At 65.3% G+C, this 15,464-nt stretch carries 13 protein-coding genes, 1 tRNA gene and 3 pseudogenes; 4 read left to right on the top strand and 13 right to left on the bottom strand.

What is annotated here, in order from left to right:
- Positions 1-39: 39 nt before the first annotated feature.
- Both MPSD_RS25395 and MPSD_RS25390 read right to left on the bottom strand, forming a co-directional pair.
- Positions 40-114: transfer RNA gene (locus MPSD_RS25395), tRNA-Thr, on the bottom strand.
- A gap of 27 nt (positions 115-141) precedes the next feature.
- Entirely contained in the window at positions 142-870 is a 729-nt protein-coding gene (locus tag MPSD_RS25390; RefSeq protein ID WP_020785794.1) for a hypothetical protein, read from the bottom strand.
- 161 nt (positions 871-1,031) lie between these two features.
- On the opposite strand from MPSD_RS25390, the gene phoP reads away from it, so the two are divergent.
- Together phoP and MPSD_RS25380 are read left to right on the top strand one after the other, a co-directional pair.
- Positions 1,032-1,754 (top strand): two-component system response regulator PhoP, encoded by a 723-nt coding sequence (gene phoP, locus MPSD_RS25385; RefSeq protein WP_020785795.1) that lies wholly within the window; start codon positions 1,032-1,034, stop codon positions 1,752-1,754.
- A gap of 40 nt (positions 1,755-1,794) precedes the next feature.
- Positions 1,795-3,240, top strand: a complete 1,446-nt coding sequence (locus MPSD_RS25380) for a sensor histidine kinase (protein WP_086084738.1) — start codon at positions 1,795-1,797, stop codon at positions 3,238-3,240.
- Between the two features lie 6 nt (positions 3,241-3,246).
- Here MPSD_RS25380 and MPSD_RS25375 read toward each other — a convergent pair whose 3' ends face one another.
- Together MPSD_RS25375 and MPSD_RS25370 are read right to left on the bottom strand one after the other, a co-directional pair.
- Positions 3,247-3,651, bottom strand: coding sequence for an HIT family protein (locus tag MPSD_RS25375; RefSeq protein ID WP_011738794.1), 405 nt, complete (start codon positions 3,649-3,651; stop codon positions 3,247-3,249).
- Positions 3,652-3,655: 4 nt separating this feature from the next.
- A pseudogene (locus MPSD_RS25370) lies at positions 3,656-4,987 on the bottom strand (PE-PPE domain-containing protein).
- A 487-nt stretch (positions 4,988-5,474) separates the two neighbouring features.
- Between MPSD_RS25370 and MPSD_RS25365 the strand changes: the two are divergent.
- Positions 5,475-6,917 (top strand): hypothetical protein, encoded by a 1,443-nt coding sequence (locus tag MPSD_RS25365; RefSeq protein WP_020785799.1) that lies wholly within the window; start codon positions 5,475-5,477, stop codon positions 6,915-6,917.
- A 1-nt stretch (position 6,918) separates the two neighbouring features.
- Here MPSD_RS25365 and MPSD_RS25360 read toward each other — a convergent pair whose 3' ends face one another.
- From MPSD_RS25360 to MPSD_RS25320, 9 genes and pseudogenes are all read right to left on the bottom strand, one after another.
- On the bottom strand, positions 6,919-7,338 hold the full coding sequence (locus MPSD_RS25360) for a ketosteroid isomerase family protein (protein ID WP_036426221.1): 420 nt from the start codon (positions 7,336-7,338) through the stop codon (positions 6,919-6,921).
- A 2-nt stretch (positions 7,339-7,340) separates the two neighbouring features.
- A complete protein-coding gene (locus tag MPSD_RS25355) occupies positions 7,341-7,547 on the bottom strand; it encodes a hypothetical protein (RefSeq protein WP_232022670.1) in 207 nt (68 codons plus the stop codon).
- Positions 7,548-7,654: 107 nt separating this feature from the next.
- Entirely contained in the window at positions 7,655-8,782 is a 1,128-nt protein-coding gene (locus MPSD_RS25350) for an NDMA-dependent alcohol dehydrogenase (protein WP_015357318.1), read from the bottom strand.
- A gap of 162 nt (positions 8,783-8,944) precedes the next feature.
- Positions 8,945-9,490 carry a nuclear transport factor 2-like protein gene (locus MPSD_RS25345; protein ID WP_012396463.1) on the bottom strand — a complete coding sequence of 182 codons (546 nt, stop codon included), beginning with the start codon at positions 9,488-9,490 and terminating at the stop codon, positions 8,945-8,947.
- A gap of 5 nt (positions 9,491-9,495) precedes the next feature.
- A pseudogene (locus tag MPSD_RS25340) lies at positions 9,496-9,710 on the bottom strand (ferredoxin).
- Positions 9,710-11,080, bottom strand: a pseudogene (locus MPSD_RS25335) (cytochrome P450). Before MPSD_RS25335 ends, MPSD_RS25340 begins: the two co-directional pseudogenes overlap by 1 nt.
- Positions 11,077-11,901: an SDR family oxidoreductase gene (locus MPSD_RS25330; protein ID WP_086084736.1), complete on the bottom strand. Its 825-nt coding sequence runs from the start codon at positions 11,899-11,901 to the stop codon at positions 11,077-11,079. Before MPSD_RS25330 ends, MPSD_RS25335 begins: the two are co-directional and overlap by 4 nt.
- Entirely contained in the window at positions 11,901-13,121 is a 1,221-nt protein-coding gene (locus tag MPSD_RS25325; protein ID WP_086084735.1) for a cytochrome P450, read from the bottom strand. Before MPSD_RS25325 ends, MPSD_RS25330 begins: the two co-directional genes overlap by 1 nt.
- The gene (locus tag MPSD_RS25320; protein ID WP_012396459.1) at positions 13,118-13,786 is read right to left on the bottom strand and encodes a TetR/AcrR family transcriptional regulator; all 669 of its coding nucleotides are present in this window, start codon (positions 13,784-13,786) and stop codon (positions 13,118-13,120) included. Before MPSD_RS25320 ends, MPSD_RS25325 begins: the two co-directional genes overlap by 4 nt.
- 205 nt (positions 13,787-13,991) lie before the next feature.
- Here MPSD_RS25320 and MPSD_RS25315 point away from each other — a divergent pair, with 205 nt between their 5' ends.
- Positions 13,992-15,461, top strand: a complete 1,470-nt coding sequence (locus tag MPSD_RS25315) for an aldehyde dehydrogenase (protein WP_020785808.1) — start codon at positions 13,992-13,994, stop codon at positions 15,459-15,461.
- Positions 15,462-15,464: the final 3 nt, after the last annotated feature.

Raw genomic sequence — 15,464 nt, 5'->3', positions numbered from 1 at the left:
CTGGTGCTGCCCCCAAGGCGGTTGCTGCCGGGCGCCAGGTGGAGCCCCCTGTCAGGATTGAACTGACGACCGCTCGCTTACAAGGCGAGTGCTCTACCACTGAGCTAAGGAGGCCGGTAAGACCGCTGCCAGCCTAACCCCTCACTCGTCGGCGTCGACCACTCGCTGGGAGTGCACCGGGCGTGAGGACGAACGGCGCGCGGGACGCCGGCCCGGCAGCGGGATGCGCTCGGCGATGCTGCTCAGCGGGTTGACCACCATGGTGAGCGCGACGACGGCGTCTTGCAGGGTCTCGATCGCCGGCTCCAGCGCCTCCATGCCGGGGGCCAGCCGGGCCAGGGTGTCGGCCACATCGGCGAGCTGTTCGAGGGGCCCGTTCTTGGCGGTGAGCTTGTCGACCAGACCACCTTCGGACAGCAACCGATCGGCCAGCCCGTCCTCGGAAAGGACCCGCTCGATCAAGCCGTCCTCGGCGACCAGTTGATCGGCCAGCCCGCCCGGCTGCAGCGCGCGATGCATCGCGCCGCCCTCGGCGGTCACGCGGTCGAGCAAACCACCGGGCGCGGTCAGCAGGTCGACCACCCCGCCCGGGCGCAGCATCCGGTCCATCGGGCCGTTGGGCGCGATCGCCCGCCCCAACGGCGCATCCTCGTCGAGCAGCTTGGCCAGCCGGTTGGCGCGCACGATCGCGTCCTCGATGCCGAGCACGCTGGCCATGGCGTTGTTGCCGGCATCGGTGCTGGTTTCGCCGAGCGCTTGCTTGGCCAGGCCGACGGCGGCTCCCGCGAGGTTGAGGCTGGCCTCAGCGGCGGCGAGACCGGCGCGGGCGGGGGCGGTGGCAAAGGCCACCAGGCTTTGGCCGACGTTCATTCTGTGAGTCTATTCACGACGCGCCGCAATAATTGCGTCCGGGTTCGGGCAGGCACGATTATTCCTGGCAGACTATTAGCAGGTGACTGTCAACGAGCTTTCAGGAAGTACACAATGAACGTTAAGCAAGCTTTCAGCTGCATGTTGCAGGAATTAATGTCATGACAGCCACAACCCCGGGCGAGGCCACCACACCAGAAGCGCGCATTCTCGTTGTCGACGACGAGGACAACATCGTCGAGCTGCTCTCGGTCAGTCTGAAGTTTCAGGGATTCGAGGTGCACACGGCGACCAACGGCGCGCAGGCGTTGGATCGGGCCAGGGAAACCCGCCCGGACGCGGTGATTCTCGATGTGATGATGCCCGGGATGGACGGCTTCGGTGTGCTGCGGCGGCTGCGGGCCGACGGCATCGATGCACCCGCACTGTTCTTGACCGCCCGGGACTCGCTGCAGGACAAGATCGCGGGGCTGGCCCTGGGCGGCGATGACTACGTGACAAAGCCCTTCAGCCTGGAAGAGGTCGTTGCCCGGTTGCGGGTAATTCTGCGCCGCGCCGGCAAGGGCAGCGCAGAGCCGCGCAATTCCCGCCTTACGTTCGCCGATATCGAGCTCGATGAGGAAACCCACGAAGTGTGGAAGGCCGGCCAGCCGGTGTCGCTATCGCCCACCGAGTTCACCTTGTTGCGCTATTTCGTGATCAATGCGGGCACGGTGCTGAGCAAGCCGAAAATTCTCGACCATGTGTGGCGCTACGACTTCGGTGGCGACGTCAACGTCGTCGAGTCCTACGTGTCGTATCTGCGGCGCAAGATCGATACCGGCGACAAGCGGCTGCTGCACACCTTGCGTGGGGTCGGCTATGTGCTGCGGGAGCCGCGATGAGCGTGCTCCCTAGCCCGGCAGGTTAGGGAGGAGCGCCGCGATGGCCGAACGTCTTCCGTGCGCAGTGCCGCTCCGGGTGGGTCTGGTCGCGGCCACCCTCGCCCTGGTGTTGTGTGGCCTGCTGGCCTCGGGCGTGGCGGTCACCTCGATCCTGCGACACAGCCTGGTCAGCAGGATCGACTCGACGCTGCTGGAAGCCTCGCGCACCTGGGCGCAAGCCTCCTGGCGGCATTCGATGCCCAGCGTTGAAGGCCCCGACCCGGCCCGGCCTCCGTCGAAGTTCTACGTGCGCAGCATCAGTCCCGACGGTCGGGCCATGACGGCCATCAACGACCGCAACGCCGAGCCGGCGCTGCCCGCCGACAACGACGTGGGTTCGGATCCGACGACGCTGCCCTCGGTGAACGGCTCGAACATCGAGTGGCGGGCGGTCTCGGTGCACGGGCCGCAGGCCGGCCTGACGACGGTGGCCATCGATCTGTCCGACGTTCAGCACACGGTGCGGTCGCTGGTCTGGCTGCAGATCGGCATTGGGGCCGGGGTACTTGTGGTGGTCGGCCTGGCCGGCTTCGCGGTGGTGCAACGCAGCCTGCGGCCGCTGTCCGAAGTCGAGCAGACCGCCGCGGCCATCGCTTCGGGTCAGCTGGATCGCCGTGTGCCAGAACGTGATCCCCGAACCGAGGTGGGCCAGCTTTCGCTCGCCATGAATGGAATGCTGTCCCAGATCCAAGTAGCGCTGGCGGCGTCGGAGGATTCGGCGGAAAAGGCGCGCAGTTCCGAAGAACGGATGCGGCGTTTCATCACCGATGCCAGCCACGAACTACGTACCCCGCTGACCACGATCCGCGGCTTCGCCGAGCTGTATCGCCAGGGCGCGGCGCGCGATGTGGCCATGTTGCTGTCGCGGATCGAGAGCGAAGCCAGCCGGATGGGCCTGCTGGTGGACGATTTACTGACGCTGGCCCGCCTGGACGTGCAACGGCCGCTGGAGCGCAACCGGGTGGACCTGCTGGTTCTTGCCGCCGATGCGGTGCACGATGCGCGGGCGATCGACCGGAAGCGCGCCATCACCGTCGAAGTCCTGGAGGGCCCGGGCACACCGGAGGTGCTCGGCGACGAGCCCCGGTTGCGCCAGGTGCTCAGCAACCTCGTCGGCAACGCGCTGCAGCACACGCCCGACAGCGCCGACGTCACCGTGCGGGTCGGCACGGCTGGCGAGAACGCGGTCCTGGAAGTGGCCGACAAAGGTCCCGGGATGCCCGCGGAGGACGCGGCCAGGGTATTCGAGCGGTTCTACCGGACCGACTCTTCGCGCGCCCGCGCCAGTGGTGGGACCGGGCTTGGTCTGTCGATCGTCCACTCCCTGGTGAAGGCGCACGGCGGCGATGTCACGCTGACGACCGCGCCGGGGGAGGGCTGTTGCTTTCGCGTCACGCTGCCGCGCGTCAGCGAGGCGGCGGTGGAACTCACCGAGCCGGTCAGTTAGACCGATTCAGGTCAGCTCCGATAGCGCCTTTTTGATTTTGGCTTGCGCTTCGTCCAGTGATTCCGGTGACGGATTGCGGTCGACGGTGGCGAAACCGAAGTCGCTCAAGTGGCGGGTGGGGAAGACGTGGATGTGCAGGTGTGGGACCTCTAACCCGGCGATGATGACGCCGGCGCGTTCGGTGCCAAACGCCTTGCACACCGCCTTGCCGATCAGCTGACTGACTTCCATCACCCGGCCGAATACCGCGCCGTCCACGGTCTGCCACTGATCGATTTCGGCGCGCGGGACCACCAACGTGTGGCCCTGGGTCATCGGCTCAATCGTCAAGAACGCGACGACGTCGTCGTCCTCGTAGACAAAGCGGCCGGGCAGTTCACGGTTGATGATCTTGGTGAAGATCGACGCCATTGGTTCAGCATATGTGTGCCGTCACTGACCCCAGCGCTGGCCATGGCCAGGACCCCAGCACATCGGCCGCGCTGGGCAGACCGACCAGCGCTCCTTGCGAGAAGTAGGGGCCGGCGTTGGGAGTCAGCGAGGAGTATCCGTCGTTGACGATCGGTGCCAGCACCGAGTTGAGGCCCGCGACGATCGGCGCCGGGACACCGATCTGCTCGAGCGGTAACAGCATCGGCAACGTCGGGGACGGGATCAGGTACGTCGTGATCGTGCCTCCCAGCGAGGTGGTCACGCTGGACACTTCGACCGCGTCCGACAGCGAGGCGAACGATGACGTGTTGTGGTACTAGGCGGCCCCGAACAGGGAGTTCACCCAGGCCGGGAGATTCCATGGCCGGTCGGGCGGATTGCCCCAGAAGTCGTATTGGCCATTGACCACGCTGACGTCGTATTGGGTGTTGGACAGGCCGTGCACCGTGTAGTTGATCAACGGCACGGTCAGGCCATCGGGCAAGTAGATGTGCGCCAAACCGAGCTCAGGGCTGCCGAACAAGGCGAACTCCAGGGCATGGGCCGGTGGCGCGTTGGGGTCGGTTGCCAGGTAAGCCAACTCGCGGTTGGCGACGATGGTGCCTTGTGACAGTGCGGCCACGTGCACCGGCAACCCGCTGCCATTGGTCACCGCGCTCATGATCTGCTCATGGAGCATCCGCGTTCCGATGGCGACGGCCGTGTTGGTGTCGGGGGCGGCTAGACTGCCGCTGAGGATGCCGATGCTGGCCGGATAGTTGATGACCGAAGCGATGGTGTCGGGGAACCAGTTTTCTCCGATCGCATGGTTGATCAAGTCATATCCCTGCAGGATCGACGCCGAACTCGGCCCCGGAATGCCCAGCAGGAGTGCCTGTCCCAGATAGGGCAGCTCGGTGAGGAATCTCGGATAGTAAAGCGGTCCGGCCCCCGGGACCGTAATCCTGGTGCCTGCCGCCGCGGGCGCCATCGAGGCACCCCCGGCGGGCGTGGCTGCGGTGCTGGCCGAGGCCGTCGGGTCGGCGCCGAGCAGCGGGTGCCCGAGCAGCGCCGTGGCGGGGGCGTTGATCGCGCCGGCCAGACATCGCTGCGCGTTGGCGATCTCGGTGGTCAGATACGTGTTGGCGTCGGCCGCCAAGGTGAGCACGAACCGCTCGTGAAACTCCGCCGCTTGGGCGCTGGCCAGCTGATACTGCAGGCCGTGCGTGCTGAACAACGCCGCAATGTGGGTGGAGACTTCGTCGGCGCCCGCGGCCAGCAGCAGAGTCGTGGATCGGGCGGCCGCTGCGGTGGCCGTGCTGACCGCCGACCTCATCGCGGCCAAATCCTCGGCCGCGGTGCTCAGAAAATCGGGCGCTGCAACGACATACGACACGGGTCTCTCCTCGAGAGCACGAGGGAGGCGTGCCGATCGTCGGCCCTCGCGCAATCTGTGGCCATGAGGTTACTCGCAGGCCGGACCCTGGCGCCGACTTTTGGGCAGGACTGCCGGGACTTCATAGCCTTGTAGTCCGTCATCGGGTCGGTGCGTCATCGGCTCTCCCGGCCGGATCCAGGGCGCCAAGGGGCACATCTCATTCGTTCTGGCCTGATGGGATTGCCGTGGCGCGCGGCATTCGGAGCGCCGAACCTGCCCGGTCGAAATATCCGAAATTACAGTCGCACAGTGATTTTCGGACAACTCAACCATCATGTTACTGGCCACAAGTCTTTTCGAGACAAAATCGTTAACCCGATGTGGCCGTGTCGTTTTCCGCGTTCGTCAAGATCCTCGGTGACCCAATACACGGGAGGGGACCTACGTGCGGTTTCCTGCGGCAGTGCTCGCCATACCCACGGCATTGCTTACCGCGTGTGCCATTTCGGCGCTGCCCGCCGTCTTCCCGCCCGCCACGCACGCCGCCGCCGCATTCGGTCCGCTGGCCCCGCCCAGCCCGTTCATCGCGCCGAATGGATTGGCGTCCATGCACAATGACGCCGGATCGGCAGACGCGGGCCCGCTCCCCGGCCCCGGTGCGCGGCTGGCGCCGATCTTTGCCTACCCGCTGCTGGCCGCCTGTCCGAGCATCACCCAGGGGACTGACGGATTGGTGTTGGCCCTGTGCACCAACGACATCACCCAGGCCCCCATCGTCTATCTGATCGATCCCGGCGGCCTGGTTCCACATGTCATACCGCTGGCGAGCCTCGGCATCGCCAAAGGAGGTCTGCTCGGCGGCGTGTATGCCTACCTGGACAACAACAACCAGCTGGTGATGATCGACGGGACCAACCACCTACTGCGTATCGCTCATGCCAAGGACAGCAAGGGCTGCTGGCAATTGAGCATCACCGAGTCCACCGACGTGTCCAGTGCCATCCCGGCCGGCGATCAGTCCGTGGGTGTGGTCCCCGACTACCTGGGAAATGTGTGGTTCGCCACCGGCAGCGGCGTGGTCGGAGTGGCCAAGGTGGGCGGTGGTGTCGCCAGCGTTCAGTTGGACCCCGGTGAGCAAGTCGCCAACAGCATCTCGGCCTCGCCGGCCAACCGCGTCGGCGTGGCCACCACCGCCGCTCTCTACGAGCTCAACCTGGACGGCGTCGGCAATCCGCAGGTGCTGTGGCGGCAGCCCTACGATCGCGGCCCGGCTCGCAAGCCGGGACAACTCAGCTGGGGCACCGGTTCCACCCCAACCTATTTCGGGCCCACCGGTGCGGACTACCTGACCATCGTCGACAACGCTGACCCGCTGGTGCACGCGTTGATCTACGAGTCCGGAACGGGCAACCTGATCTGCCAGCAGCCGGTGCTGACTCAAGGCGGGCCGGGCAGTGAGAACTCGCCCATCGGCGCCGGGACGTCCATGTTCATCGCCAGCACCTACGGCTACCCGTATCCGGCGGTGCCGGCGGGCGCGGGCCCCGCGGTGCCCCCGACCGCGCCGTTCGTCGGGGGAATGACTCGGGTCGACGTCGAGCCCACCGGATGTCGCACCGTGTGGGACAGCAGTACTCGCAGTGCGGCGTTGCCCCACCTGTCTATTGCCGACGGCCTGATCTACACCATCACGCGGATCGGCCTGGACAACACCACCCCGCTGGACGTCTTCGCGTTTGCCGTCATCGATCCGAACAACGGTCGAGTGCTGCTACAGCAACCGAAATCGGCCACCATCCTCAGTGATCCGATCCAAACGGCCTGCATGGTCCTGATGGACAACAAGATCATGCAGGGCAACATCACCGGAATCGGCCGTATCGGATGAGTTATTCCTGGTTGCCGAACTTCATCATCTCCAGGTTCCAGTATCCGCGCATGTTGGTCATGAGCCCCTCGTCGTTGACGCGATAGGTGAACACGCCGCGGACCTCGCTGGTGAAGCCGTCGTCAAACCTGCTGCGCAGCACCAGGATATGGGCGATCTCGTTGGGTGAACTCGACGGAAAGGTCTCCTCGCAGGTGATCGACAGCTGGTTGGCCGCAATGTTGGTGTCATAGAAGTTCGCCACACCATCTTTGCCCCGCACCCCGGTGCCGTCCGGGTTGGTCACGGACTTGCCGATCGGATCCTCGATGACGATGTCGTCGGCCATCAAGGCGAGCCACCCCTGGCGGTCGTGGGCTTGAACGCAGCGCCATGACGCCTGCGAGGCCGCCAATGCGGGGGACTGGGCGGTTTGGGTCATCGCTATCTCCTGTCGTCAAATGGCGCGCGCGGCGCGTGCACCGCCGCGTCGGTGGCCAGATGCAGGCCACCGGGAGTGTCGGGGTGCCGGTGATCAACCCCGTTGGCACCCACCGTGATCAGATCCACGCCACCTCTGGCGCGAGCCGCGAAACAGTCACGGGTGCGCTGGGCTGGCCGCCCGTCGGTGGTGTCGAACCTCGTCTCCATCGCAGACCTCACCGGCCGGTTGCGCGGCGCCATGGTGCCGATTCGCCCCGGCGCCAACAGGTGCGGAAAGCGGGTCACCCAGGCCCACGCGCCTCGTGCCGAGCGGCCTACCGGTCGGCGTCGGTGAAGCGGATGACGCCGCGAATGTTCTTGCCGTCAATCATGTCCTGGTAGCCCTCGTTGATCTGTTCCAGCCGGTACTGGCGGGTGATCATGTCGTCGAGGTTGAGCTTGCGCGCCTTGTACATCGACAGCAGTTGCGGAATGTCGTATTGCGGGTTACCGCCGCCGAAGATGGTGCCCTGCAAGTTCTTCTGCATCAGGGTCAGCATTGCCAGGTTCAGGTTGACCTGAGTGTCCAGCAGGCTGCCGATCGCGGTGACCACGCAGGTACCGCCCTTTGAGGTGATCGCCAAGTAGGTGTCGATGTCGGAGCCCTGCAACTCGCCGACGGTGATCACCACTTTCTTGGCCATCAGCCCGTAGGTGACTTCGGCGATCCCCATGAGCGCCGCCTCCATGTCGGGATAGACATGGGTGGCGCCGAACTTGAGCGCCTGGTCGCGTTTCCACTCCACCGGCTCGACGGCGAAGATGTAGCGGGCGCCGGCGGTCACCGCGCCCTGCAGCGCCGCCATGCCGACCCCGCCAAGACCGACGATGGCGACGTCGTCGCCGGGGCGGACGTCGGCGGTACGAACTGCCGAGCCATAGCCGGTGGTGACGCCGCAACCCACCAGGGCGGCGACCTCGAAAGGAATGGCCGGGTCGATCTTCACCACTGAGCTGCGGTGTACCACCATGTACGGTGAGAAGGTGCCCAACAGGGTCATGGGGTAGACGTTCTGGCCGCGGGCCTGGATGCGGAAGGTGCCGTCGGACACCGCGGCGCCGGCCAGCAACCCCGCCCCCAGGTCGCAGAGATTGCGCAGGCCGGCCTGACAGGTCGGGCATCTGCCGCAGGACGGGATGAAGGACAACACCACGTGGTCGCCGGGGGTGATGTCGTCCACACCGGGGCCGACCTCGGTCACGACACCGGCGCCCTCATGTCCGCCCAGGACCGGGAAACCCGCCATCGGAATGCCGCCGGTGACCAGGTGGTTGTCGGAGCGGCACATGCCCGCCGCTTCCATCTGAATCTTGACCTCGTCTTTGACCGGATCGCCGATTTCGATGTCCTCGACCGACCACGGCTGGTTGAACTCCCAGATCAGAGCGCCTTTTGTCTTCACGTTGGACCTGACCTCATTTCGCCATTGAATTGATCAGAACTGCCGGACGCGGACGCCCAGGCAGTAGTGACGAGTGCCACAGGACACTCTTTTCGGCCAGCATAGCGCGCGCAACAAAACAAATGCTTGGTTGGGTGCATGGAGCGGCTGGCCGTACCCGGGTCACCAGATCGGGACGGGCGTCTTACCCAGCGGGTAGTAGCCGGGAAGCCGCTCACCGGCGAGGCTGCGCTCGATGCGCCGCTGCATGCCCGCGGACAGCTTCCCGGCCTTCATCAGATCCAGGTACAGCGCCTGCACGTGTCCGAAGTCGAAGAAGTCGCGCTGCCACTCGATGAGTTTGTCCGCGTTGAGCCGGAACCAGCTGCCGCCGATGCCGTAGATCTCCTGTCGGCCGCCGTCGCCGTCGGTGACGACCTGCTTCCAGAAGCCGACGATCTCGCCCTGCCGGTCATCGATGATGACCTTCTGATAGGGGTACTGCCAGTTCTGAAGGCCCTCCATCTCGTACCCGAGCGCGACGTCGCGGATCTCGTCGATCCCGACGCACATCACGTCTTCCTTCGGGCCGATGTTCCATCCGTAGGTGGCATCGGGGGCGTAGAAGTCGGCCAGTGGCTTCCAGTCGCCCGCAGCCTCGCAGTCCCTGTTGGCCTGAAGCCAGGACTGCACCCACTGTTCAAGTTCGCTACGTTCGAACGACGCCATCGTCCTCAGTCTTCTTTCGCTTTGATCGATAGTGCTTGGGTTGGACACATTCGCACCGCCTGCTCTATCTCTGGGCGGGCTTGCTCGGGGGGGGCGGGGGCTCGGGATCGATGATCTCGACCTTGCCTCGCTTGGGCACCCGGAAGTAGTCCGGTGCCTCCAATTCGCACATGGCGTGGCCCTGGCACAGATCCAGGTCGGCCTCAATCCGGTAGCTCATCAGTGGCCCCGGTTGTCGCTCAATTTTCTGCGGCGGTAGCGCACCCTGGCGGGGCGCGCCAACTGAACCACCATCTTGGAGTGGTCGTTGCGATAGCTGTCGGCGGGCTGCGCCATCTCGAACTCGTACTCGCGCAGCAATACCGAGAAGATCGTCTTGATTTGCATGGTGGCGAATGCCGCACCCACGCAGCGATGCCGTCCGGCGCCGAACGGGATCCAGGTCCAGCGGTTGATCAAATCCTCTTGCCGCGGCTCCTGGTAGCGCTCGGGCACAAACTCATCCGGATCGGGGAAGTCCTCGGCAATCCGGTTGGAGATCGCCGGTGAAGCCGCAACCAGTTCACCTTCGTGAATCGGGTAACCCTCGACCTGGAATTCGCCCTTGGCCACCCGCATCAGGATGATCAACGGCGGGTGTAGCCGCAGCGTCTCCTTCAACACGTTCTCCAGCCGTGGAATCTGGCGCAGCGCGTGGAAACTCACCGGCTGGCCGTCGGCGTAGAGCTCGTCGAGCTCATCGATCACGGCGGCATACGCGTCGGGGTGGCGCAGCAGCTCGATCAGCGTCCAGGCCGAGGTGCCCGAACTGGTGTGGTGCCCGGCGAACATCAACGAGATGAACATGCCGGTCACCTCATCGGCGCAGAACCGCGGATTGCCTTGCTCATCGGTGATCGACACCAGCACGTCGAGCATGTCGCGGTCACGCTTGTCGGTCGGCGGGTTGGCGACCCGCTGGTGCATGATGTCCTGGACCAACGCCACCAAGCCTTTTCGGGCCTCGTCTCGCCGACGGAAACTTTCGATCGGCAGATACGGATCCACGTAGCACAGCGGGTCGGTGCCGCGCTCGAGCTCGTGATAGAAGTGCGCGAACCGGGAGTCGAGCTGGTTGCGGAACTTCGTGCCGATCAGACACGAGGTCGAGGTGTAGATGGTCAGTTCGGCAAAGAACTCCAGCAGGTCGATTTCGCCTTCCTGGCCCCAATTCTCGATCATCCGATGCACTTCGCGTTCGATGGTCGTGGCATGCCCTTTCATGTGCTCGCCACGCAATGCCGAGTTGTGCAGCATCTCCTTGCGCCGCTCGGGGCTGGCGTCGAACACCACCCCTTTGCCGAAGATCGGGGTCATGAAGGGGTAGGCCTCGGCCTGGTCGAGTTATTCATCGCTGGAGCGGAAAAAGAACTCATTGGCCTTAGCGCCAGAGAGCAGGACAACGTGCTTGTTGGCCAACTGGAACCAGCCCACGTCGCCACATTCGTCGCGCACCCGCTGCATCAACCCGATCGGATCGGTGCGGAACTCCTCGAGATGTCCGTGTTCCTCTTCGCCGCCGGACACTCGCGGCACGATCGCTGTCGTCATGAATCCTTGTCCTTCTCATCGACTTTGAGTTGCTGACGGTTCGTGGTGGCGGCCAACGGGGCTTCCGGCTGCAACTCCATGTTGGCCACGAACCCACCCCTGGGTGTTTCCGCCACGAATGTGATGGCCCGGGCGATATCGGATGCTCGCAGGAAGTAATCGTGGCGCGCCTGACCCCATTTGGCCCAGTCCTCGAGTGCCGGGCCGATCGACTCGACCGGCAGGCTCCAGCCCATCGCCGTCTTGGTCGGGCCGGGATGCACGATCGACGCACGCAGGCCGGTGCCCTCCAATTCCATCTGCAGGTTGGTGACCATTGCCACCAGCGCGGCCTTGGCCGCGCCGTAGGCGCCCAAGTGCGGGCGCTGGCGCAGCGCCACATCCGAACCCACGAAGATCAGGTCCCCGCGTTGGCGTTCGAGCATGCCCGGAAGAACCGCGGTGGCCAGCCGGTTCGCCCCGATCAAATGGATCTGGACCTGCGATTCGAAAGTCTCGGTGTCGATTTCGTAGAGTCGACCGAAGTAGGTGTCGCCGGCGCCGGCGACCAGCACCTCGATGTCGCCGAGCCGCTCGGTGGCCTGATGCACGAAATCCTTGACCGAATCTGCGTCAGTGACATCGAGGGCCAGCGCGACGGCATCGCCGCCATCGGCGCGAATCTTCTCGACGATCTCTTCACACTTCTGCACCCGCCGCGCGCCCAGCGCAACCGGAAAGCCATGGGCGGCCAGCTCGACCGCGGTGGCGGCGCCGATTCCCGATGACGCGCCGGCGACGATCGCGGGCCGGCGATCCGGGTGGGGCTGGAAGCGAGGCATCAGGCGACCTCCACGGTGATCGGCAGGTGAGCGAATCCGCGGACGTTGCTGGAGTGGACCCGCACGGCGTTGCCCTCGTCGACCTGGTAGCCACGGATTCGTTTGAACAGTTCGGTCAGTGCCACCCGGGCTTCCATCCGAGCCAGATGTGCTCCCAGACAGAAGTGCGCGCCACTACCGAAACTCAGCAACTTCGAGCCGATCTCGCGCCCGATCAGGTACTTGTCGGGATCCCGGAATGCCCGCTCGTCACGGTGGGCCGAGCCCGGCAACAGGAGCACCACGTCCCCCTCGGGGATCGTGGTGTCGTAGAGGGTGAGTTCACCGACGACGGTGCGGGCCAGGATCTGGCTCGAGGTGTCATAGCGCAGGGTTTCCTCGACCCACAGCGGCACTCGAGAAAGATCGGCGTAGATCGGTGTCAGTTGATCGGTGTTCTTGTGGCCCCAAAACGCGGCATTGGCGATAAGTTTGGTCGTCGTCTCATTTCCGGCGATCACCATCAAGAACATGAAACCGAGCACTTCTTCGTCGGTGAGGCGGTCGCCGTCGACGTCGGCGGCCAGCAGCGCGGAGGTCAGATCGTCGGAGGGCTTCTTACGCCGCTCGGCGATCATCTGCTGGTAGTAGACGATGAGGTTGATCGATGCCTCGATGGCCGACGCCGGCACATCCGTGACACCGTCCTCGCGGTGCATCACCCCGTCTGCCATCGCCCGGATCTGATCACGATCGGCGACCGGAACGCCCATCAGCTCGGAGATCACATCCATCGGCAGCTTGCCGGCGAATTCGGCCACATAGTCGACCGTCTGGGAGCCGCCGGCCATGTCCAGCATGGTGTCCAGGTGCGCCACGGCCAGCTCGGTCACCCGCGGCTCCAGCTCGCGAATCCGCCTTGGCGTAAAGCCTTTCGAGACCAGCGTGCGCAGCCGTAGATGGGCCGGGTCGTCCATCGCCAAGAATGACATCGTCTTGGTGGCATGGGGCCCGCGTGACACCGGATCCAGCGAAACTCCGTCGCGGTTGGAAAGCGTGGTGCTGTTGCGGAATCCCTGGTGCACGTCGCGGTGCCGGGACAGCGCCCAGAACCCGAGCTCCTGGTTGTGATAGAGCGGGGCCTCGTCGCGCAGCCGCCGATAGTACGGATACGGATCCTCGTGGAAGTCGTAGTCATAGGGATCAAGGACCAGCTCGGGTCCCCCCACGTGCACGCTCATGCGTCCTCGCCCGCCTCGGCGGCTGGCTCTGCCAAATCGTCGCCGGGGGCCGCCTGCCCCGCGCCGACCAGGATCAGTACCGCGACGTCGGCCAGCCGGTCGGCAACTTCGTGATAGGTGAACTCCCCACTGCCGGCGTGTACCAGCGCGCCGAAAAATGCCATTTCGAGCGCCGCGATGGTGCCGGGTTGCGCCCCAGGACCGATGGCCGAGGCGATCCGGCGATGGATCTCGGCGCCGATCTGATCGCGCACGGCGCGCACCGCGGGGTCGGCGCCGCCGCCCAGTAGCGCCGCCGTGCACGCGGCCCCCACCTCGGGTTCATCCGCTACCACCAGGGCCAGGTGCCGCAGCGCCTGTACCACCCGATCGCGCATCGCGACGTTGACGTCGGTGAAGAAGGGGACCTTGCGCACCAGGTCGAGATAGACCTCGGCGATCAGGTGGTTCTTCGACGAAAAGTAGGTATATGCGGTGGCCGGGGACACCCCGGCGCGGGCCGCCACCATCCGGACTGTCAGGTCCGGGTAGGAGCTCGCCCGCAAGGTGTCCATGCCAGCTGCCAGCACCCGGCGAAAGGTCTCCTCCTGGCGACGGTTGCGCCGCCGATCTCCGGACTCGTGCTGTTGCTGGTCGGTGACCGTAACCAGTGCATCGCTGGACACATGTCCAAGCTAGAGGGTGGTTACGAGGCGAGGCAACCCCTGTGCCTGAAAATGCGGTCCTAACACCTATAACCGGGGGGATTGGCGGTCGCCGGCGGGGCCGGACCTTGCACCGTCGCCGCGCTTGAAGCTATGGTTGGCCCATCGATATCGGACAGTTGTCCATTAGATTGGTCCTTCATCAGCACGGAGGCGGGAGCGGTAGATGGCCCTGTTGGCCGACGGAGTCAGCTCACTGTTCATCGATGGCAAGCGCTGCGAGGGTGCGGCGGGTACTTTTGCGACCGTCAACCCGGCCACCGAGGAAACGCTCGGCGTGGCGGCCGATGCCGATGCGGGTGACATGGACCGGGCGATCGAGGCTGCGCGCCGCGCATTCGACGACACCGATTGGTCGCGCAACACCGAATTGCGGGTGCGATGCGTGCGGCAGCTGCGTGACGCGATGCGTGAACACATCGAGGAGCTGCGCGCGCTGACCATCTCCGAAGTCGGGGCGCCGCGGATGCTCACCGCCGCCGCTCAATTGGAGGGTCCGGTCAATGACCTGGCCTTTTCTGCCGACACCGCCGAATCCTATTCCTGGAAGCAGGATCTCGGTGCGGCGGCGCCCATGGGCATCCCGACGCGGCGCACCGTCGTTCGCGAGGCGGTGGGCGTCGTCGGCGCCATCACGCCGTGGAACTTCCCGCACCAGATCAACCTCGCCAAGCTGGGCCCCGCGCTAGCCGCGGGCAATACCGTCGTGCTGAAACCGGCACCGGACACACCGTGGTGCGCGGCGGTGCTCGGCGAACTGATCGCCGATTGCACCGACATCCCACCCGGCGTCGTCAACATCGTCACCTCCAGCGAACACGGCCTGGGCGCTCTGTTGGCCAAAGACCCTCGCGTGGACATGGTTTCGTTCACCGGATCCACCGCGACCGGCCGCAGTGTGATGGCCGATGGGGCGGCCACCATCAAGAGAATGTTCTTGGAGCTGGGTGGCAAATCGGCCTTCATCGTGCTCGATGACGCCGACCTGGCCGCGGCGAGCTCGGTATCGGCCTTCACCGCAAGCATGCATGCCGGGCAGGGGTGTGCGATCACCACCAGGCTGGTGGTGCCGCGTGCCCGCTACGACGAGGCCGTCGCAATAGCTGCGGGGACCATGTCGTCGATCAGGCCCGGCGATCCTGATGATGCCAGAACGGTTTGTGGTCCTTTGATTTCGCAACGGCAGCGGGACCGGGTACAGGGTTATCTCGACTTGGCGATCGCCGAAGGCGGAACCTTCGCTTGCGGCGGCGGGAGGCCGGCCGGCCGGCAGGTCGGTTACTTCATCGAGCCCACGGTGATCGCGGGTCTGACCAACGATGCCCGGCCCGCGCGCGAAGAGATCTTCGGTCCGGTGCTCACGGTGCTTGCCCACGACGGTGACGATGACGCCGTGCGCATCGCCAACGATTCACCGTATGGCTTGTCGGGCATCGTTTATGGCGGTGACCCGCAGCGAGCCGCCGACGTCGCCGCGCGGCTGCGGGTGGGCACCGTGAACGTCAACGGCGGGGTTTGGTATTGCGCTGATGCGCCGTTCGGGGGATACAAGCAATCCGGGATCGGGCGTGAGATGGGCCTCGCCGGATTCGAGGAGTACCTGGAAACCAAGCTGATTGCGACTGCGGCGAACTAGAGG

This window comes from Mycobacterium pseudoshottsii JCM 15466 (assembly GCF_003584745.1).
GTDB lineage: Bacteria > Actinomycetota > Actinomycetes > Mycobacteriales > Mycobacteriaceae > Mycobacterium > Mycobacterium marinum.
Note: the sequence above shows the minus strand (reverse complement) of the source record. Positions and strands in the feature narration are given on the sequence as shown.